This is a genomic window from Aquimarina sp. AU119 (assembly GCF_900312735.1).
Taxonomy (GTDB): domain Bacteria; phylum Bacteroidota; class Bacteroidia; order Flavobacteriales; family Flavobacteriaceae; genus Aquimarina; species Aquimarina algiphila.
In genome coordinates this window covers 38423-60110 of sequence record NZ_OMPF01000024.1, presented here as the reverse complement: position 1 = coordinate 60110, position 21688 = coordinate 38423, and the positions used below count along the sequence as shown (strand labels likewise).

Below are 21688 nucleotides of genomic sequence, written 5' to 3'. Positions count from 1 at the left end.
ACATTTAATCTACTTTTGCGTATACAAACTCTTCTTGTGAAGAAAGATCGATTAAAGTAAGTACATTGTTGTCTATGCTTCCTATTTTATATCGATAAATTCTATCATCCATCGGAAAGAAACAAATTAAGACATCTTCTTCAATTCTTGTTTTTAAACGGTTTGCAAACTTACCATTATAAAAATTGAAACGTATAGTACCTTCAAAGATTATATAATCTTCAGTATTCTGAATAAACATCCATTTCCCTTGTAAGTTTTCATAGATATTTCTATTATAAAACTTATTGTCCAATAAGGATTTCATTTTATTAGCATACTTCACAAATTCTTCTTCTGTAGTAATCTCTTCTAAAGATTCTCCTATTTTTTTTGTTTCAACCTCTTCACCATTATTGAAATAATGTTTTGACTCATACTTTGTATAGGCATTAGAATAATCCAAAATCCTCTGACCATTTGCATTTTTGGATTCTGTATATGGTCTTTGTTTGTAGTTCACATAGATTAACTGATCATTCCAGAAATAAAATTCGGTCACAACATCTGCTGTTCTGGTACCTACTTTTCTAACAATTTTCTTAAGTCTTTCATGTTCGTAATATCCATTAAGCTCTGCTCCATGGTCAGCCATTTTATCTAAAAACTCTTCAGGGTCTAAATAAAAGGTTTCAAATTCTATATAACTATCAATGATCTCCATCTGATCTTTGACATTTTCCAGAATTTCTTCTTTTCCCTGTCCCAAGGCAAGTTGGAGCGTACAGAGAAAAATAAATGTGATAAGTCCTTGTTTCATATCTAGGGGGTCTAGCAATTGGGGGTTAAAATATAAATAAATTAGGGGATTTTACTATTCAAATATTATTTTTTAACAGAAACACTTTTAATATAATTAAAAAAAATTTGTTAAAAAAAATATAAAAAGTTAAAAATAAAGCTTTCACTGTTAAAATCTACTATTAATTTAATAATTTACTGTGTTAATTTCATGCCTTTTTTGATAAAAAATAAATATTCATAACTTTAAATACATTTTACATAAAAGATAATACTAAAAAAGTCCCTGAAATAGTCAGGGACTTTTGAAAACTTTTTTATGATAGATATAAATCTACTTTACCGCTACTAACTCGACATCAAAAATGAGCGTTGCATTTGGTGGAATAACACCACCGGCACCACTTTCTCCATATCCGAGATAAGGTGGAATCACAAACCGTGCTTTATCTCCCACCTGTAACAAAGCAATTCCTTCATCCCATCCAGAAATCACTTGTCCTACGCCTAATGCAAAATCAATAGGCTGGTTACGCTTATAAGAAGAATCAAACACCGTGCCATCTGTTAAACTTCCTTTATAATGTACTGAAACAGTTTTTCCTTTTTCGGCCTTAACTCCATCTCCTTTTTGGATTACTTTATAACGTAAACCACTCTCTGTTTTATCAAATCCTGCTGCTAGTTCTTCTAATAATTCTTCAGATTTTTTTCTAGCTGCTGCCTCTCGCTCTGCTTTTGCTCCATTAAAACTTCTAAATGTTTCAACTGCATTAAAGTTTTCTGCTTCTGCACCGACTCTTTCTATTTCTAAAGATTCAATTTCATCACCTTGTTCTATAGCATTTACCACATCTAATCCTTCTACAACTTTACCAAATACGGTATGTTTTCCATCTAACCATGCTGTTTCTACATGTGTAATAAAAAACTGACTCCCATTTGTTCCTGGGCCTGCATTAGCCATAGATAAAACTCCTGGTCCGTCATGTTTAAGATCTGAATGTATTTCATCATCAAACTGATATCCAGGACCACCAGCACCGGTTCCTTGTGGATCTCCTCCTTGAATCATAAAGTCAGCAATTACTCTATGAAATTTAAGTCCATTATAATATGGCTTCCCTTGTGGAATAGCTTCATTTTCTATAGTTCCTTCCGCAAGGCCTACAAAATTACCAACCGTTCCCGGTGTCTTTTTGTATTCTAAATTAACAAGGATACTTCCTTTTGTTGTATTAAATTTTGCGTATAATCCGTCTTGCATAGCAATATCTTTTTTAACGTTTTAATTTTTGAGTTGCAAAGATAAGTAAATGCTATTCTTTTATTAAACAAAAGGTTATTATAATACTCCCTCTATTTCCAACTTAGTATTTTTAAAGATCAACATCTTCTTGAAAGGGTTTAATTTTTTATAAAAAACCTAAAAATACGTTCTGAATCTTCAACTTCCTGAATATCCAGAACCTCTATTTGTTATTTACAAATTATATTCATCTTACCTATAAATAGCTCCATTCTAGAAACGATTAACAAAAAAGAAGCTTATCAGACATATGCCTTGAGTGTCTATAAATGTTCGAGGAGTATATTAATTATTAAACAATTACATCATGTTAAAAAACATTTTAGAATTAAATCACGCAAAAAAATTAAACAAAGAAGAACAAAAATCAGTCAAAGGAGGTTTTAAAGAAGAGTTAATATCTGTTGATACTCCTTGTGGTGATACAGGAGGAAGGGTTCGCACTCATATAAGTTCTTTTTTATGTGCACAATATGGCGGAGTGTATTTAGGTAATAATACTTGTATGATCTGTCATTAAACGTTTAATCTTAGATTAGTTTAATAAAACACAAGCCACCCATCAGAAGTAGTTTGTTGCTTAAAAACTTTTTTAAATCTCGGACATATTCCTTGAGTGCCTATAAGTGTTCAAGGAACATACTAATTATTAAACGATTACATCATGTTAAAAAACTTAATACGTTTTTAATTAAGAAAATAGTTTATCCTATCTATATGAATAAAACTCTCTAATAAACATAACCCTTTATTTATTTTTCTACTGCGTTCACATCTTACTTGCAAACGCTTATCAGTTTATAGAAAAAGAATCTAAATATTGTAAATAAATTGAAGTGGTTATTTAATTTTTTACTTGAGTATTTTGAGACTAATATAATTTAAGTATATATCTAAAATTTATCAAAAAGAATCGTTAATCCTTAAAAACCTAAAAACTATGTTACAAAACATTTTAAATCTAAAAGGTATTAATTCAATAAAGAAAAATGTCCAGAAACAAATTAATGGCGGATTACCTCCAGAGTGTGGCGCAGGACCATCAACAGGTTGTTTTTCTGGGCCATTTTATTGTAACATCCATGGATTACCTATTTGCAATCCATTAGATCATGAAGCTTAAATCATTATTCAAAAAGAGGCAATCTAAAAAGGTTGTCTCTTTTAAGTATTAAAAATACTGAATAATTAATTCGCCACCTCACTAATAAACTTTATGCGATATAAACGAAGTTCTTCATCATCATAATCTCCATCAAATTCTTCTATTGCAGTATCTATTTTATCACTTTCTGCTTCAATAAAGTATTCATGAATTTCTTCTTGCTGATCTTCATCTAGAATTTCATCAATCCAATATCCTATATTAAGTTTTGTACCACTATAAACTATAGCTTCCATTTCTTTAATAAAAGCGGTCATATCCATGCCTTTTGCGGCAGCAATATCATCCAATGGTAGCTTACGATCTACGTTTTGTATAATATATAGTTTAAGACCACTATTAGCACCTGTGCTTTTAACGACAAAATCATCAGGTCTCATAATATCGTTTTCTTCTACATATTTTGCGATCAATTCTACGAATGCAGAACCATATTTTTTTGCTTTCCCTTCTCCAACTCCATGAACATTTGCTAGTTCTTCTACACTAATTGGATATTTAAGAGCCATATCATCAATAGAAGGATCTTGGAATACTACAAATGGTGGTACTCCTAATTTTTTAGCTACTGTTTTTCTTAAATCTCGTAACATTCCAGCTAATTTATCATCACCACCTCCTTTTGCTCCTGATTTTGCTGCTGTTACTATAGAATCATCATTAGTTTCATCATAAATATGATCTTCTGTCATCATGAAACTTGTCTGTTTTTTTATAAAGTCTTTACCTTCTTTAGTAATTCTAATGACACCATACGTTTCAATATCTTTACGAAGATATCCAGAGACTAATACCTGACGTACAAGAGCCATCCAATATTTCCCATCTCTAGATTTCCCGCTTCCAAAGAAAGGTTGTTGGTGTGTTTTATGAGAGATAATCAATGCATTACTTTTACCAATAAGTGTATTGACCAGATCTTTGGATTTATAAATTTCTCCTGTCTTACTAACCACTTCTAGAAGTAATTTTACTTCGTCTTGCGCTTCATGTTTTTTCTTTGGATTGCGGATGTTATCATCCATATCTGCTCCTTCTCCATTGACCTCATCGAATTCTTCTCCAAAATAATGTAATATAAATTTACGCCTGGAGATAGAGGTTTCTGCAAAAGCAACTATTTCCTGTAACAGAGCATGACCAATCTCTTGTTCTGCAACAGGTTTTCCGCTCATAAATTTTTCTAGTTTTTCGATATCCTTATAAGCATAATATGCAAGACAATGCCCTTCTCCACCATCACGTCCTGCACGGCCGGTCTCTTGATAATAACTCTCTATACTTTTTGGCATATCATGATGGATCACAAAACGTACATCGGGTTTATCAATTCCCATTCCAAAAGCAATTGTAGCTACTACTACATCCACGTCTTCCATCAAAAACATATCTTGATGTTTTGCCCTGGTTTTAGCATCTAATCCAGCATGATAAGGAACAGCTTTTACTCCATTAACCTCTAATGTTTGTGCAAGTTCTTCTACTCGTTTTCTACTAAGGCAATATACAATACCACTTTTACCGCTATTTTGTTTTACAAAGCGAGTAATATCAGCATCTACATTCTTTGTTTTAGGTCGTATTTCATAAAATAAATTTGGTCGATTAAATGATGCCTTAAATGTATTGGCATTACTCATCGCTAAATTTTTAAGAATATCTTCTTGCACTTTTGGGGTAGCCGTAGCAGTAAGACCGATAATAGGAATATCTTCCCCTATTCTTCTAATAATATTACGTAGATTACGGTATTCTGGTCTAAAATCATGACCCCATTCGCTGATACAATGAGCCTCATCAACGGCTAAAAAAGAAATTTTCTGGGATTTTAAAAAATCTACATATTCTTCTTTGGTTAATGATTCTGGAGCTACATACAATAACTTAGTAACACCGTTCATTATATCTCCTTTTACCGTTTTCACCTCTGATTTATTGAGAGATGAGTTAAGTACATGTGCTATACCTTCAACCGATGAAATACTTCGAATAGCATCGACTTGATTTTTCATTAGTGCAATTAACGGAGAAACTACGATAGCAGTTCCTTCACACATCAAAGCAGGCAGTTGGTAACATAGGGATTTCCCTCCGCCTGTAGGCATTATAACAAATGTATTTTGTTTCTCTAATACACTTTGTATTACCTTTTCCTGTAGTCCTCTAAATTGACTAAACCCAAAATGTTTTTTTAAAGCACTTTGTAGGTCAGTTTCGCTCAAATTCATTAAACTTTTTAACTTTTATATACCAATTAAATAAAGATTAACTATCACTAAAATCTGTTTCCCCAATACAGATCCAGTGGATATTTTCGTTTCAATTTTAGAATGTCAAAGATAAACAATGTATAATTTAACATGCTTTTTTTTGACAGTATTTAAAATTAATAAGGTATTGTATACCTTTGCGTAAATTAAAGATAATAAAATCTTTATTTATAACACGCAAATTTTTTAAATTTTGAACACCCAAGATACTATAATCTCATATGCCAAAAAAACTATTGCCGAAGAAGCCCGTGCAATAGCCCATTTAGAAGAACTAATTGATGAAGAATTCTCTAACGCAGTTGAAAGTATTCTTCACTCTAAAGGTAGAGTCATAATTACAGGAATAGGCAAAAGCGCTATTATTGCTTCAAAAATTGTTGCCACGATGAATTCTACGGGTACTCCTGCCGTATTTATGCATGCCGCAGATGCTATTCATGGAGACTTAGGTAATATTCTTGAAGATGATGTTGTCATTTGTATTTCTAAAAGTGGAAATACTCCAGAAATAAAAGTATTGGTACCTTTAATCAAAAGTTTTAAAAATACATTGATAGGTATTACTTCGAATAAAAAGTCTTTTTTAGGTACAGAAGCTGATTATGTATTACATGCCTTTGTTGAAAAGGAAGCATGTCCAAACAACTTAGCTCCAACAACTAGTACTACGGCACAACTTGTTATGGGAGATGCTGTTGCTGTTTGCTTATTATATCTACAAGGGTTCTCTAGCCGTGATTTTGCTAAATATCATCCTGGAGGTGCTCTGGGGAAAAAACTATATTTACGAGTAAGTGATATTACCTCTAGAAACGAAAAACCAGAAGTATCTCCTAGCTCAAATATAAATGAGGTAATTGTAGAAATGACAGAGAAAAGGCTGGGAGCTACAGCAGTTACAGAAAACGGTACTATCGTAGGTATTATTACTGATGGTGATTTACGTAGAATGCTTACAACAAATACATCTTCTTTTGAAGGTTTGACTGCTAAAGATATTATGTCTCCTAACCCCAAACGTATTAATAATGAAGCTATGGCTGTAGATGCTCTAGAACAATTGGAAGGAAATTCGATAACCCAATTATTAGCCGAAGAAAATGGAAAATATGCTGGTTTTATTCACATTCATGATCTAATGAGAGAAGGCATTTTATAATGAAAGACAGCACTCAAAAAGACCCTCAATCCATGTCTTTTCTAGATCACCTAGAAGAGTTACGTTGGCATTTAATTAGAGCTACTGTAGCTGTATTAATTGCTGCAATTGCAGCATTTATGGCTAAAGAATTTATTTTTGACGTATTAATTTTCGGCCCAAAAAAAGCAGATTTCCCAACCTATAATGGACTCTGCAATTTATCAAAACTATTAGGTCTAGATGAAAGCCTATGTTTTAAAGAATTACCATTTAGTGTACAAAGTAGAAAAGTAGCTGGACAATTCTCTGTTCACATCTGGACTTCTATAACTGCCGGGTTTATTGCAGCATTTCCTTACGTACTTTATGAATTTTGGAAATTTATTGCACCAGCATTATATGACAATGAAAGAAAAACTTCTAAAGGTTTTATTATCATTTGTTCTTCTTTATTTTTCTTAGGTGTACTTTTTGGGTACTATGTAATCACACCATTATCTATTAATTTTTTAGGAGGATATCAAGTAAGTAAAGAAGTGCTTAATGAATTTGATATTGATAGCTATATTGCCTTGGTAAGAGCATCTGTCATAGCATGCGGATTAATATTCGAATTACCTGTTATCATGTTTTTCCTTACCAAAGTAGGTCTGGTCACTCCAGAATTTTTAAAAAAATACAGAAAATTTGCTTTAGTAATTGTGTTAATATTATCTGCAATAATTACGCCTCCTGATATCGCGAGTCAAGTTATTGTAACTATACCCATTTTAATATTATATGAAGTTAGTATTATAATTTCTAAAGTTGTTATAAAAAAAGAAAAGCAAAAACTTCAAAAAACCGCATAAATGAGTGATTTAATTGATGATTTCAACGCATATAGAGAGAAGATGAACTCTCGCATCCTTGAAGATAATAATAAAGTAATTAAAAGAATCTTCAATCTTGATACTAATGCCTATATGGAAGGCGCTTTGAATGTAAAAACTAAAGAATTGTTAGGGTTAGTAGCTTCTGCTGTATTACGCTGTGACGATTGTGTACGTTATCATCTAGAAACTTGTCATAAAGAAGGGCTAACAAAAGAAGAAGTAGTTGAAGCACTTAGTATTGCTACCTTAGTTGGAGGCACTATAGTTATTCCTCATTTACGCCGTGCATATGAATTTTGGGATGCCCTAGAAGCAAAAAAATCTTAAGTTTAGAACGGTTCAAAAGAATAATGTAAATTTACGAGCTCATTTTAGCAACACCCCTATTGTAACGAAGTCATTCTAATATGAAGTTGAAAGCAGACAATCTTATAAAATCCTATAAAGGTAGAAAAGTAGTAAAAGGAATTTCTCTTGAAGTAAATCAAGGAGAAATTGTTGGACTTTTGGGACCAAATGGTGCAGGTAAAACAACCTCTTTTTATATGATCGTTGGTTTGGTAAAACCAAATGGTGGAAAAATAACGCTAGACAGTACCGATATTACCAAATATCCAATGTATAAACGTGCTCAAAATGGAATTGGCTATTTGGCTCAGGAAGCTTCTGTATTTAGAAAGCTTAGTATAGAAGACAATATTTTGAGTGTATTACAGCTTACATCTCTTAGTAAAAAAGAACAGTTACATAAGATGGAAGCGCTAATTGAAGAATTTAGCCTGGGGCATATTCGTAAAAACCGTGGAGATTTATTAAGTGGTGGAGAGCGTCGTCGTACAGAAATTGCTCGTGCACTAGCTACAGATCCTAACTTTATACTTCTGGATGAACCTTTTGCTGGTGTAGATCCTGTTGCTGTAGAGGATATACAACGTATTGTTGCACAACTTAAAAACAAAAATATCGGAATTCTAATTACTGATCATAATGTACAAGAAACACTTGCAATAACAGACAGGACCTACTTGATGTTTGAAGGTAGTATTCTAAAAGCGGGTATTCCAGAAGAGCTTGCAGAAGATGAAATGGTGCGTAAAGTATATCTAGGTCAAAACTTTGAACTTCGTAAAAAGAAATTGGATTTTTAAATATTACCTAGCCTCTATTCACTTACAGATTTTCCTTTAGAAAATAAAGACATTAATACATATAAGAATATTATGCATGGTATTGCCATAAATTTCAATACTACAATTAACAGTATTGTGCACAAAAGAAAAATATACCTAACCTTATTTTCTGCGAATCCCCATGTTTTAAATTTTAAAGCAAATAAAGGAATTTCAGCATTCAAAAGATAACAACTAATAAAAGTTAAGCTTATTAAAAACCATTTATTAAGTAAAATTGCAACAATCCAAGGGTCTGATTGAAATTTAAGAATAAGAGGTAAGCTCATAATCAATAGTGTATTTGCCGGAGTTGGCAAACCAATAAAAGATGTAGTTTGACGAGTATCAATATTAAATTTAGCCAATCGATATGCAGAAGCTAATGTTACAAATAGACCTATTAAAGATATGTACGACAAGTCAAAACTAGCAAAAGTTTGTCCAAAATCCCAGGAATTAGGAACTACATAAAAAGGTTTTCCAAAAACTTGAGAAAGTAATTGATACATTATTATACCTGGCGCAACTCCACTTGTCACCATATCTGCCAATGAATCTAATTGTAGTCCTAATTCACTTTGCGCATTTAGAGCTCTAGCGGCAAAACCATCAAAAAAATCAAAGAAAATTCCTAATCCAACAAATAAAGCAGCTAACTCCAGATTACCACCGACTGCAAAAATTACCGCAATACATCCAAAAAAAAGATTAAACAATGTAATGATATTTGGAACCTGCTTTTTAATCCACATATAATTTGATTTTGTGTAAAAATAGCAAACTATTTTGGTCTGTTCATATAGATTTAAAATATGAAGTAATAAGCTTAACAAAAAAGAAGTATTCAATTTTATTAATTGTAACTAAATAAGTTTAATTTCGTCTTTAACAAGGAAGTCTTTTTTTTATGAGAAACATTGTATTGTCCATTATTTCCGGACTCCTACTTACCATTGGATGGCCTACTTATGGTTTTCCTTTATTTTTATTCTTTGGATTTATCCCTCTACTTATTGCTGAATCTAATATTCGTAAAAATAAATATAGTAAAAGTCAGGTTTTAGGATTGGCATATCTCACATTCTTTACCTGGAATATCATCTCTACTGGATGGCTTTATAATTCTACAGCCTTTGGAATGTGGTTTGCAGTTCTAGTAAATAGCTTAGTCATGTCTCTTGTTTTTTTGACATACCATATTGTAGCCAAAAGGACCACATTTATGATAAGTAGTATCTTTTTGGTTTGTCTTTGGATGAGTTTTGAATATCTTCATTTACGATGGGAGTTTTCATGGCCATGGCTCAATTTAGGAAATGGATTTGCTAGTTTTACTTCATGGATCCAATGGTACGAATATACCGGAAGTTTTGGTGGGTCTCTTTGGATATGGACTGTAAACATGATTACTTTTAAAAGCATCTTACTTTTCCTAGAGCACAAGGACAAAACTATTCTCTATAGATCTGCAATTCGCAATGGGATAATCATTTCAATACCTATTATAATTTCGATAATTATTCTAAACACCTATGAAGAAAAAGGGCACGATGTTGAAGTTGTAATTTTACAACCAAACATCAACCCATATACTGAGAAATACAATACTAATGATACTCGTATCGGTATTTTATTAGACTCATTAACAAGATCTGCTGCTACTTCAAATACAGATTTTATTATTGCACCTGAAACTGTTTTTGCTGATAATAATAGGTTAAATAACTTCTCCAGATCTATTGCAAAAAACACTGGTAAAAAATTACTTGACTCTTATCCTAACGCTCATTTCTTATCGGGGATATCAATGATCGACGTTTTTAATAATCCAAATAAAATTCGTAAGCAGACCAATACGTATAAAGAAGGTATTTATTATGATGATTATAACTCAGCTTTTTTTGTTAGACCAAATGGAAGCAGTGAATTATATCACAAAAGCAGACTTGTGGTTGGCGTAGAAAATTTTCCATATCAAAGCTTATTAAAACCAATCGTCGGAGATGCTATGATTGACCTAGGAGGAACAGTAGCAAAAAAAACCACTCAAGAAGATCGAGAAGTATTTTTCACAAACGATAGTATTGGGGTAGCTCCTATTATTTGTTATGAAAGCGTATATGGAGAATATGTAACTGGTTATGTTCGAAACAAAGCAGATTTTCTAGCCATTATCACAAATGATGCATGGTGGGGTAATACCCAAGGGCATAAACAACATCTTTCTTATGCAAAACTAAGAGCCATAGAAACCCGAAGAAGTATTGCCAGAAGTGCAAATACAGGTATTTCTGCAATAATTAATCAAACAGGAGATATTGTTTCCTCTTTGGGTTATGAAAAACAAGGAACATTAAAAGGAACATTAAAAGTCAATGAGAAAATTACATTTTATGTAAAGGCAGGAAACTATATTGCTAGAGTTGCTATTTTCCTTTCAATTTTTATATTTCTATTTTCTGTTACCCGACGTAAGCAAAAAAAATAATACTAAGAATTGATCAGGATACTATCTAAACGTATTTATAAAATCAATCAACATATTCTTACCTATCAATCAACTATAAATAAACACTAATTATTTACACGATACGTTTTACTTCTATTTGTAATGACTGAACAACTTATTCGCAATCTAGTAACACCTGAGATCTGAAGTACAGGATCTCCTGGAAGCCCACCATATTCAACAATATATCCCTGGGCTTGATATGCTCCTCCCCCTCCTGTAATAGGTAAGTCGTTCCATGAATTTTCAATACCAATAGTATTATCAGTTATATGAGCATAGTTTTCTTCTCCATTTGTCCCCGAACAACAATCATTAGGCTCATTATTATTCCAAAATGCAAATTCACCAGGAGCTACAGCTCCTGTTTGATTTCCATTCCAAAAAACTGTCCCTGCTTCTGGTCCTGTTTCCCAACGCCATTCTCCTTCTCCTGTTCCAAAATTATCACTAGCACCAATCCATCCCGTTCCCGTTATTTGACTTCCTGCAAATGTTGCTTCTATAGCACTAGTAAGGGTTGTTAAATATCCCTGAAGACCAAAAAATGTTCTTAGTGCTGCCTCATCTCTTGCATCGTCCCATCGAATGCCCAAAGAAGGAACAAATTCATAATAATGGCCAGTTTCTGGCAAAAACAAAGGAGAACCTAGAACCACAGAAAATTCTCGTAAACCAGTTACAACTGGAGGTGTAGAAGAAAACTCAACTGCTAAAACAGCAGCCTCAAACTCAGCCAAAGTAGCCGGACCTGTTAATGTTAGTCTACCCTCGACAACATCCCAACTATCAGTAATATTTGGATGAACTCCTGTTAATGTCAATACATCTTGTCCATTTTGATATCCTGTAGAAACTTGTATAGTTACTTGATCCAATTCTGTATCATCAACATCAGTAATACTAACCGTTTGTACTACAAGTATAGAATTTGTGGCGTTTGGACAAAAATGTTGATCTCCAGAAACTGTAATAACAGGTGCCATATTTACAAAAGTTTCTATTTGTAAATTATCTACAAAAAAACGATCATTTCCTTGATTCCAATCATTATTAGTATTGATAAATCGTATGGTGGTATTTGCTGAAATAAATCCTGAAATATCTTGAGTAAAAGTATCTGTTGTATTTACTCCATTTCCAAAACTAGCCAAGGTAGTAAAAGGAGCTCCTCCTGTACTTGATATTTGAACATCAATTGTCTCACCAGCTTCTAGACTAAATGTTTCCCAATCAAAAGAAAGCGTAGCAGTGGCAGCACCAGTAAGGTCAGCTGTTCGTTGAATTTGCTCATCTCCCGCAAATATAAAGCTAAACCGTAATCTATTACCAGTAATCCTTATAAATCCACCAAATGGATCGTCATCGGTAGCAAAGGGCTCTATTTCTGCCCAATTGCCCGCCCAATTTGCAGTCCCATCATTATTTGCATAAGAAACCGTACCGAAATTATCGATATACGTTTCCTGTGCTTCTAACAGAAATATAGTACTAAATAGTACTATTATGATTAAATAAGAACGCATAAGTAGGGGTTTGGGGTTTGTTAACACCACCACATCATCGATGTAATGCTCATAATAACCGATGAAAGTTAAGAATTCTTATCCACAAAAAGTAATTAAACCACAAAAATCTTTTCTAAAACAGAATCTATTTCTATTTATCTTTGCGTCAATTTTAAAATCAATAAGTGAATTACGTATCGGTAGAAAATATAGCTAAAGGATTTGGTGAACGTATTCTTTTTAAGAATATCTCTTTTGGAATTAATGAAGGGCAGAAAATTGGTTTTGTAGCCAAAAACGGAACAGGTAAAACGTCATTATTAGATATTGTTGCAGGAGATGAAGATCCTGATGAAGGACAAGTCGTATATCGTAAAAACCTAAAAGTGGCCTTCTTACCTCAAGAACCTAATCTGGACCCTAATCTTACTATTGAAGAAACTATTTTTGCTTCAGACAACGATATTCTCCAAGTGATTAATGCTTATGAAAAAGCATTACTAAACCCAGATGATGTAGAAGGTTACCAGCAAGCTTTTGAACAAATGGATGCTATAAATGCCTGGGATTTTGAAACCCAATATAAACAGATACTTTTCAAACTTAAATTAGAAGATCTAAGTAAAAAAGTAAGCGAATTATCAGGTGGACAAAAAAAGAGGTTAGCCCTGGCTAATATTTTGTTAAGCAAACCTAATCTTCTATACCTAGATGAACCTACTAACCATTTGGATCTAGAAATGATAGAATGGCTAGAAGAATATTTTGCAAAAGAGAACTTCACATTATTCATGGTTACTCATGACCGCTATTTCCTAGAGAACGTATGTAACGAAATTTTAGAATTAGAAAATGGTCAATTATACAGCTATAAAGGAAATTATGCATACTACTTAGACAATAAAGAAGCTCGTGTCATTAATGAACAGATAAGTACGGATAAAGCAAAACAACTCTATAAAAAAGAACTGGATTGGATGCGACGTCAACCAAAAGCACGTACAACAAAATCAAAATCCAGAATTGATGACTTCTATGAAATCAAGGATAGAGCGCATAAACGCCGTAATGACCACGAAGTACAACTCGAGATTAATATGGAGCGAATGGGAAGTAAAATCCTGGAACTCCACAAAATATCCAAAAGTTTTGGTAACAGAGTTCTCCTTGATAAATTCGAATACGTATTCAAAAAAGGAGAACGTATTGGTATAATTGGTAAAAACGGAACCGGAAAATCTACTTTTCTAAATATGATTACAGGATCAATACTTCCTGATCATGGAAAAATAGTTAAAGGAGATACTATAAAATTTGGATATTATACCCAAAGTGGTATATCAATTAAAGAAGGTCAAAAAGTAATTGATGTCATTCGAGAGTTTGGAGATTATATTCCTTTAAAAAAAGGAAGACAAATTTCTGCTCAACAATTATTAGAACGTTTTCTTTTCGATCGTAAAAAGCAATATGACTTCGTAGAAAAGTTAAGTGGTGGTGAGCGTAAAAGATTATATCTCTGCACTGTGCTGATTCAAAATCCTAACTTTTTAATTTTGGATGAACCTACCAACGACTTGGATATTGTAACTCTTAATGTCCTGGAAAACTTTTTATTAGATTTTCCTGGTTGTCTCATCGTTGTATCCCATGATCGTTATTTTATGGATAAAATCGTAGATCATTTGTTTGTTTTTAGAGGTAACGGTATCATTCAGGATTTCCCAGGAAATTATACAGATTATCGTATCTATGAAAATAGTAAAGAACCAGAAGTAACAAAATCAGAAAATACCGAAGTAAAAGCAAAAAACACCTGGAAAAAAGATAACAAAGCAGCACTTTCTTATAACGAACAAAAAGAATTTAATAGAATTGAACGCGATCTTAAAAAATTAGAAATTCAAAAAAAGGAAATTGAAAATTTATTTGCTGAAGGAACGTTACCCGCAGAAAAGATTAATGAAGAATCATTGAAATTGAAAAACATTATTCAACAAATAGAAGAAGGGGAAATGCGTTGGTTAGAACTTTCAGAAAAGATGGAAGGATAATATGAAAAATATAAATCTTAAATTATAAGGTTTTTGATTTAGAATGTACTTTAAACTAAAAACATACCTCAGATACCTTTTAAAATCTACAAATCAACACGGAGTGCATTCTCCATTTGTATATACTCTGGTTACCAAATGTTTTTATGACAAAAAACACAAATCACTATACCCGGCAATCAAATCTATTTATAAAAAAAACTATATAAATGCTAACATAAGCTTCAAAAACCTGAAACTTATTGATCGATTAATCACATATTTAAACTATAAACAAATTGCTATACTTGAAAACACTTCTCCTCTTCCCTATCAAACATTATTATTAAACGATTCATTGTCCATATCAAAAGATATAAGTAAAAGCAATTATGATTTCATATATATGAATATAAAAGAATATAATAACCATAGTCTGGAAGTTATACTTTCAAACATTCATAATGATTCTTTGTTACTCATTAATGGTATACATCTATCTTTACAAAACATAACTACCTGGGAGCAAATAAAGAATCACCCAAAAGTAACAGTAACTATAGATATTTTTGATCTGGGTTTTGTTTTTTTTAGAAGAGAGCAGGCTAAAGAACATTTTGTCATTAGAGCATAAAAGGTTTTCTAATTGATATATAAATACCGAGCTCATTTTCTTTTACTAGTTTTTCTATTTAATTTTATCATTCCTATAAATATTAGTTTATCGTCTCCTATATATGAATTTCGACAGTCAGTTTTTATTCTTTTTTAGTGCAATTGGAGTTTTTAATAGTACACTTCTAGCTATATATTTTTTCTTTTATGCTAAGCCTAAACACATTTCTAATTATTTTCTGGGAACATTATTAACGGTATTAAGTATTAGAATTTGGAAATCTATATTTTATTACTTTAATAGAGAGCTTTCTAAAATCTATCTTCAAATAGGGTTATCTGCATGTTTTCTTATCGGTCCTTCTTTATTTTTTTATTTGAAATCTATACTAAATCCTTCTTCAAAAAAGATCGACCATTCCTGGAAATATCACTTTCTTTTCTTGTTTATTATTATACTCGCTATTGGTTATAGCTATCCTTATGAAGATTATCCTGACCTTTGGAGGTTCTATTTTGTAAAAGTAATTTATTATCAATGGCTGGGATACATTTTAGCTTCAGGTTTTCTTTTAAGAAAAGTGATCAAAAAAATGTTTACAAAGCACAATAAATTAAACAGTGCCGAAATATGGATAACAAGTGTTTACTTTGGTAACCTCATCATTTGGATTGCTTATAAAACAGTATCATACACTTCATATATTGTAGGTGCGCTTTCATTTTCTTTTGTATTCTATTTATTACTTCTAATATTATTCTTCCGTAAAAAAAAATACGCTATTCTCTTTAGAGAACCGTCAAAGTATGCAGACAAAAAAATAGAAGAAGCCGAAGCCAAAAGACTTTTTGAAGTATTAGAAGAAACAATGAAGTCCAAAAAACTATATAAAAACCCTAATCTTAAATTACCTGATCTGGCAAAACAAATTCATATACAAACACATCTTTTATCTCAGTTCATAAATGATAATTTGAATAAAAGTTTTTCTTTATTTGTTAACGAATATCGAATACATGAAGCTAAAATATTATTATCAAATAAGGATAAATTTACTATAGAATCCATTGGTTATGAATGTGGCTTTAATTCTAAATCAACTTTTTATTCTACATTCAAAAAACTCACAGGCATGACCCCTACACAGTACAAATCTGCACAGTCTTAACTAGTAAACAAACCCTGTTTTTTTTATTTTCTAAGTCCAATATTATAAAACCGTACACCTGAATTATAAAATATTACTGATTTTATAACGATAGCCTATACTATTGTGGTTCTTTCAAAAAAATAAAAACATGAAGAATCTTTTTTGCACAATAGCCTGCATAGCATTTTTTGGTACAACCCAAGCTCAATCTGAAGAAAAACTCATTGCTGACGCTTTGACTCATTATATAGAAGGAACTTCTTATAGAAGACCTGAACAAATAAGTAAAGCATTTTATAAAGATGCAAAGTTGTATCTAAATAACAAAAATGATGAACTTTGGGTAGTACCCTCAAGTGAGTATATTAGTTGGTATGAAAAAGGAGAACAAAACAAATTTAGCGGAAGAACGGGAAGAATACTCAACATCGATCGAGAAAACGATATTGCCGTTGCCAAAGTAGAAATTTTAATTCCTGAGAGAGAACTACGTCTTACAGATCTTTTTTTAATGAAAAAATTAGAAGGATCATGGGTGATCATGAGTAAATCAGCTTCTAAAAGAACATTTGACAAAAATAATGCTGATCATATTTTATTCATTGTATCAAATGCTCATTTCTATGGAAACTCTAAACTTAACACAGGTAATAGTTTTTCTGAAATTGTTAATGCATATCACACCTTTCAGAAGGCTGGTTATACTATTGATTTTGTAAGTCCTGAAGGAGGCGCAATACCACTTGCATATATCAACACTTCTGATCAGTTACAAAAAGAATATTTATACAATAATGATTTTATGGCAGCATTAGAAAATACAAAAAAACCTGTACAAATAGATGCAAAAAACTATAAGGCTGTCTATTATGTTGGTGGTGGTAGCGCTATGTATGGCGTTCCAGAAAATAAGAATATTCAGGAAATAGCAATGGAAATATATGAACAACATAACGGTATCATATCTTCTGTATGCCATGGGACTGCTGGAATTGTAAATTTAAAAACAAAAGATGGAAAATATCTTGTGCAAGGAAAACGTGTTAATGGTTATCCAGACGGCTATGAAAATCCTAATAAAGAATACTATAAACAGTTTCCTTTTTTTATTCAAAAAACTATTGAAAAAAGAGGAGGAACATTTAAGTTTTCACCAAGAAATACACCTCATATAGAAGTTGATGGAAATCTTATTACAGGTCAGAATCATTTATCCTCAGAAATTGTTGCACAAAAAATCATAGAAGTATTATCCAGTAGAGATATTAAATAAGTGTATTGAAATTCATAAAGAGTCTCTTAAAAAGAAGCCCAAGCTATTTTATGATAGTTTGGGCCTTACGAATTAAAAGGTATTAAACCTTAAATCAAATATAATTCTATATCATATACCATTAATACTACCTAAACATTCTTGAAAATACAGTTCTACGTTTGTGGTATTGTAAGTCCTTTGGATCATACGTGCTTTTCTCTTCGGGTAAACAAATTTCTTCTATATATTCACCATAGGTCATATTTTTTTCTTCGAGAAAACCAATCAAATATTTTTCTGCCGTTTCGACACCGCTTGCCTGCTCTATTGATAATAGTTTTTTATACAGACTATCTATTGCTGTTATTGTATCTCTAGGTGGAGCTTTTCTTCTTGCAAAAAATGAAGCTATTTGCCCTTCATCATCTACTTTTACATCAAAATCGGTAATCACCCAATAATACCTTCCATCTTTTGCTAAATTTTTCACTAAAGCATGTATATTTTTCTTTGCTAATAAATGTTCCCATAACCATTTAAAAATCACTTTAGGCATATCGGGGTGACGTATCACGTTATGAGGCTGACCAATTAGTTCTTGTTCTTCATATCCACAAATTTGCATGAAATAGTCATTCGCGTATTCTATAATTCCTTTAGGATTGGTTTTACTCATTATAGTTTCATTAGGATCTAAGGCAATTTCTACATTGATAGGCTCAGGGCGTTTAAGTGCTTTCATATTTATTTATGTTAGTTATGTTTTGCGCAAAACTAATTTTAAGCTTCACCATGAAAAATGACAAAAATCATATTAATAATCAGAAAATAAAGGGCTATCAGGTTTTAACTCAGCTTTAACGCTAAGCCTATGCTTAAATCTTATCAGAAGCGAGAATATTTTGCACTTCATCATGTAACAACTTTTTACCTACTGCGTCATATAGTCTAAAATTGTATCTTAACCATTTGTAAATAATACTACATGGGAAATGTCATAGAAATCAGAGGAATTATAAGAAACTTTCAACTGGGTCAAGAAACTGTATATGTATTAAAAGGCATTGACCTGGATATTGCACGTGGAGAATACCTAGCAATTATGGGGCCATCAGGCTCTGGTAAATCTACTCTTATGAATCTTTTGGGATGTCTGGACACGCCGACCGATGGCACTTATAACTTAAATGGAAATGATGTTAGCCAAATGACAGATAATGAATTGGCAGATATCCGAAACCGGGAAATTGGTTTTGTTTTTCAGACATTTAATTTACTTCCTCGAACTACTGCTCTTGATAATGTTGCGCTGCCCATGGTATATGCCGGCTCTTCTAAAAAAGATAGAATAGTAAGAGCAGAAGAAGTATTGACAGATGTTGGACTCTCTGATCGTATGGATCACAAACCTAATCAATTATCAGGAGGGCAAAGACAACGTGTCGCTGTTGGACGGGCATTAGTTAATAAACCCTCTATAATATTAGCAGATGAACCTACCGGTAACTTAGACTCTAAAACTTCATTAGAGATTATGCAGCTTTTTGACGATATCCATGCTGCAGGCAACACCGTTATTCTAGTAACTCACGAGGAAGAAGTTGCAGCACACGCACATCGAGTAATTCGTTTGCGAGATGGTATGATCGAAAGTGATGTTAGAAATAAATAGTTTTAAATTTATACTCTAGGGTTTCTGGTTAATTTGTATTTTGGGAATCATTTTTAACCGAAATTCATGCAACCTTTACACATTCTACTCCTTATTGCGGCTTATTTTGGGGTCCTCCTTCTTATCTCATATTTTACAGGGAAAAATTCAGGAAATGATGCTTTCTTTAAAGCCAATAGACAATCACCATGGTATATTGTTGCTTTTGGAATGATCGGAGCCTCCCTAAGCGGAGTAACCTTTATTTCTGTACCTGGATGGGTAGAAGCTTCACAATTTGGCTATATGCAGGTGGTTTTGGGGTATTTATTTGGGTATTTTGTCATTGCATACATATTGATGCCAATATATTATAGATTAAATGTAACCTCAATATATCAATATTTAGAACAGAGATTTGGTATTGTAAGTTATAAAACCGGAGCATTTTTCTTTTTTATCTCCAGAGTCCTAGGGGCATCTTTCAGGCTATATCTTGTAGCTATAGTGCTGCAAAAATATATCTTTGATGAATGGAATATACCTTTTGAAATCACTGTAATACTTTCTATCATTCTTATCTGGATCTATACGTTTAGAGGTGGAATTAAAACCATAGTCTGGACGGATACTTTGCAAACATTATTCATGTTGATAGCTGTTGGAATGGCTATTTTTTACATCAATGATAAAATTGGGTGGTCTTTTTCAGAATTTTTAAACTCTGACGAATTAGACAACTATAATAAAATATTTTTCTTAGATAATTTTCTGGCAAAAGGGCATTTTTTAAAATCGTTTATAGGCGGTATGTTTATTACTATCTGTATGACTGGATTAGATCAGGATATGATGCAAAAAAACCTTACTTGTCGTAATTTAAAAGAAGCTCAGAAAAATATGGTTTCCTTTAGTCTGGTTTTAATAGTAGTTAATTTTATTTTTCTTCTTTTAGGTGCTCTGTTATTTATTTATTCAGATCAATTTGATGTAAGTACCCCCCTAATGGATGGAAAAGCCAAAACAGACTTGTTATTCCCAGAAATAGCTATAAATGGAGGATTGGGAATTATATTAGCTATATCATTCATTCTTGGCTTGGTAGCAGCAGCTTATAGTAGTGCAGATAGTGCACTAACTTCATTGACCACATCATTTTGTGTAGATTTTCTAAACATCGAGAAAAAAGACAAAGAGTTACAAACCGGAATTCGTAAAAGGACTCACGTTGGTATGAGTATACTATTGATTTTGGTCATTATTGTTTTTAAACATGTACTTACAGAAAATGTTATAAGTAACTTATTAACCGTAGCAACCTATACTTATGGACCTCTGTTAGGTTTATTTTCTTTTGGGATTTTTACAAAATATAAAATCCATGACCAATATAGCTGGATAGTAGCCTTAGCTTCAGTTTTGATTATAATCGGAATATCTAATATTCCTCCCGAATTAATTGGAGGATATGAAATAGGTTATGAATTACTACCTCTTAATGGTCTAATTACATTTTTTGGATTAATATTGATTCGTAGAAAGTAACACAAGAGTGCAAGCCACTTCTATCTCTATATTAGCTTCTCTAAGAATTTTATAAAATTCTGGATTTTCTGTCCCCGGATTAAAAATCACTCTTTTTGGATGTAGGTTAACAATAGGAATATAATAAGGTTGTTGTCTCTTAGGATTTAAATACAAAGTTACGGTATCAATATCATCTATATTCTGTATATCTGTATCAACTTGAACACCTGCTACCTCTCCTTTTCTCAAACCAACAGCAATAACTTTATGGTTATGACTTACTAATTTATGAATTGCAAAATTTGAATACCTATCTTCCTTTAAAGAAGCACCAAGAACTAATGTTTTTTTCTGCATAAAATAGTATTTGTTTTTTTGAACGAAAGGTATCTTTTAAGGCTTCAAATGTAGTAAAAAACGTTAAAAATGACTTGAAAAATGTTAAAAACAAAAGATGAGTGTAACACAAATCTATGTGGTACGTCTTACTTATAAAAGATATGAATTTTCATAAATTTAGTTAGTTAGTTACTTAAATAATAATCAAATTTTATTCATAGTTGATGGTTAGTGTTACTATTTGGTTATTATAGAAAACCGCCCTTTTTTCAAAGGGCGGTTTTTAATTATTTAATATAATGTTAAAGTCTAAAATTAGATGTAACAGAACTTAGACAAGGTCGTCTAACCTTTATACACGATTAATCACCGTGCTAATTTTAGT

The 21688-nt window shown here is 32.0% G+C and carries 20 protein-coding genes; 13 read left to right on the top strand and 7 right to left on the bottom strand.

What is annotated here, in order from left to right:
* Window positions 1-4: 4 nt before the first annotated feature.
* Complete coding sequence (locus tag DK442_RS21660) at window positions 5-799, bottom strand: hypothetical protein (protein WP_109438012.1); 795 nt, start codon at window positions 797-799, stop codon at window positions 5-7.
* Between the two features lie 315 nt (window positions 800-1114).
* Entirely contained in the window at window positions 1115-2047 is a 933-nt protein-coding gene (locus DK442_RS21655; protein WP_109438011.1) for a peptidylprolyl isomerase, read from the bottom strand.
* Window positions 2048-2396: 349 nt separating this feature from the next.
* On the opposite strand from DK442_RS21655, the gene DK442_RS21650 reads away from it, so the two are divergent.
* Both DK442_RS21650 and DK442_RS21645 read left to right on the top strand, forming a co-directional pair.
* Complete coding sequence (locus DK442_RS21650) at window positions 2397-2609, top strand: hypothetical protein (RefSeq protein WP_109438010.1); 213 nt, start codon at window positions 2397-2399, stop codon at window positions 2607-2609.
* Between the two features lie 420 nt (window positions 2610-3029).
* Window positions 3030-3212: a hypothetical protein gene (locus DK442_RS21645; protein ID WP_109438009.1), complete on the top strand. Its 183-nt coding sequence runs from the start codon at window positions 3030-3032 to the stop codon at window positions 3210-3212.
* A gap of 65 nt (window positions 3213-3277) precedes the next feature.
* Here the strand turns inward: DK442_RS21645 and DK442_RS21640 are convergent, their stop codons facing one another.
* Window positions 3278-5482 (bottom strand): ATP-dependent DNA helicase RecQ, encoded by a 2205-nt coding sequence (locus tag DK442_RS21640; protein WP_200825158.1) that lies wholly within the window; start codon window positions 5480-5482, stop codon window positions 3278-3280.
* Window positions 5483-5717: 235 nt separating this feature from the next.
* Here DK442_RS21640 and DK442_RS21635 point away from each other — a divergent pair, with 235 nt between their 5' ends.
* The 4 genes from DK442_RS21635 to lptB all read left to right on the top strand — a co-directional run bounded on the left by DK442_RS21635 (window position 5718) and on the right by lptB (window position 8691).
* Window positions 5718-6686, top strand: a complete 969-nt coding sequence (locus DK442_RS21635; protein ID WP_109438008.1) for an SIS domain-containing protein — start codon at window positions 5718-5720, stop codon at window positions 6684-6686.
* Entirely contained in the window at window positions 6686-7519 is an 834-nt protein-coding gene (gene tatC / locus DK442_RS21630; protein ID WP_109438007.1) for a twin-arginine translocase subunit TatC, read from the top strand. The genes DK442_RS21635 and tatC overlap by 1 nt, the downstream gene beginning before the upstream one ends.
* A complete protein-coding gene (locus DK442_RS21625) occupies window positions 7520-7870 on the top strand; it encodes a carboxymuconolactone decarboxylase family protein (protein WP_109438006.1) in 351 nt (116 codons plus the stop codon). It abuts the gene before it with no gap.
* 80 nt (window positions 7871-7950) lie between these two features.
* Window positions 7951-8691 carry an LPS export ABC transporter ATP-binding protein gene (lptB, locus tag DK442_RS21620; RefSeq protein WP_109438005.1) on the top strand — a complete coding sequence of 247 codons (741 nt, stop codon included), beginning with the start codon at window positions 7951-7953 and terminating at the stop codon, window positions 8689-8691.
* A 14-nt stretch (window positions 8692-8705) separates the two neighbouring features.
* On the opposite strand, the gene DK442_RS21615 is transcribed toward lptB, so the two are convergent.
* Window positions 8706-9467, bottom strand: a complete 762-nt coding sequence (locus tag DK442_RS21615) for a phosphatidylcholine/phosphatidylserine synthase (protein ID WP_109438004.1) — start codon at window positions 9465-9467, stop codon at window positions 8706-8708.
* Window positions 9468-9622: 155 nt separating this feature from the next.
* Here DK442_RS21615 and lnt point away from each other — a divergent pair, with 155 nt between their 5' ends.
* Window positions 9623-11203, top strand: coding sequence for an apolipoprotein N-acyltransferase (gene lnt / locus DK442_RS21610; RefSeq protein ID WP_109438003.1), 1581 nt, complete (start codon window positions 9623-9625; stop codon window positions 11201-11203).
* 86 nt (window positions 11204-11289) lie between these two features.
* Here lnt and DK442_RS21605 read toward each other — a convergent pair whose 3' ends face one another.
* Window positions 11290-12750, bottom strand: a complete 1461-nt coding sequence (locus DK442_RS21605; RefSeq protein ID WP_109438002.1) for a hypothetical protein — start codon at window positions 12748-12750, stop codon at window positions 11290-11292.
* Between the two features lie 167 nt (window positions 12751-12917).
* On the opposite strand from DK442_RS21605, the gene DK442_RS21600 reads away from it, so the two are divergent.
* The 4 genes from DK442_RS21600 (at window position 12918) to DK442_RS21585 (ending at window position 17804) form a co-directional block, all read left to right on the top strand.
* Window positions 12918-14786 carry an ABC-F family ATP-binding cassette domain-containing protein gene (locus DK442_RS21600; RefSeq protein ID WP_109438001.1) on the top strand — a complete coding sequence of 623 codons (1869 nt, stop codon included), beginning with the start codon at window positions 12918-12920 and terminating at the stop codon, window positions 14784-14786.
* Between the two features lie 103 nt (window positions 14787-14889).
* Entirely contained in the window at window positions 14890-15399 is a 510-nt protein-coding gene (locus DK442_RS28535; protein WP_200825157.1) for a hypothetical protein, read from the top strand.
* 103 nt (window positions 15400-15502) lie between these two features.
* The gene (locus DK442_RS21590) at window positions 15503-16549 is read left to right on the top strand and encodes an AraC family transcriptional regulator (RefSeq protein WP_109438000.1); all 1047 of its coding nucleotides are present in this window, start codon (window positions 15503-15505) and stop codon (window positions 16547-16549) included.
* Window positions 16550-16679: 130 nt separating this feature from the next.
* On the top strand, window positions 16680-17804 hold the full coding sequence (locus DK442_RS21585) for a nuclear transport factor 2 family protein (protein ID WP_109437999.1): 1125 nt from the start codon (window positions 16680-16682) through the stop codon (window positions 17802-17804).
* A gap of 127 nt (window positions 17805-17931) precedes the next feature.
* Here DK442_RS21585 and DK442_RS21580 read toward each other — a convergent pair whose 3' ends face one another.
* Window positions 17932-18528 (bottom strand): PAS domain-containing protein, encoded by a 597-nt coding sequence (locus tag DK442_RS21580; RefSeq protein ID WP_109437998.1) that lies wholly within the window; start codon window positions 18526-18528, stop codon window positions 17932-17934.
* 243 nt (window positions 18529-18771) lie between these two features.
* Here DK442_RS21580 and DK442_RS21575 point away from each other — a divergent pair, with 243 nt between their 5' ends.
* The gene (locus tag DK442_RS21575) at window positions 18772-19458 is read left to right on the top strand and encodes an ABC transporter ATP-binding protein (RefSeq protein WP_109437997.1); all 687 of its coding nucleotides are present in this window, start codon (window positions 18772-18774) and stop codon (window positions 19456-19458) included.
* A 66-nt stretch (window positions 19459-19524) separates the two neighbouring features.
* The gene (locus DK442_RS21570; protein ID WP_109437996.1) at window positions 19525-20982 is read left to right on the top strand and encodes a sodium:solute symporter; all 1458 of its coding nucleotides are present in this window, start codon (window positions 19525-19527) and stop codon (window positions 20980-20982) included.
* Here DK442_RS21570 and DK442_RS21565 read toward each other — a convergent pair.
* Window positions 20959-21321 carry a CoA-binding protein gene (locus DK442_RS21565; RefSeq protein ID WP_109437995.1) on the bottom strand — a complete coding sequence of 121 codons (363 nt, stop codon included), beginning with the start codon at window positions 21319-21321 and terminating at the stop codon, window positions 20959-20961. The two genes, DK442_RS21570 and DK442_RS21565, sit on opposite strands and share 24 nt — an antisense overlap.
* Between the last annotated feature and the right edge of the window lie 367 nt (window positions 21322-21688).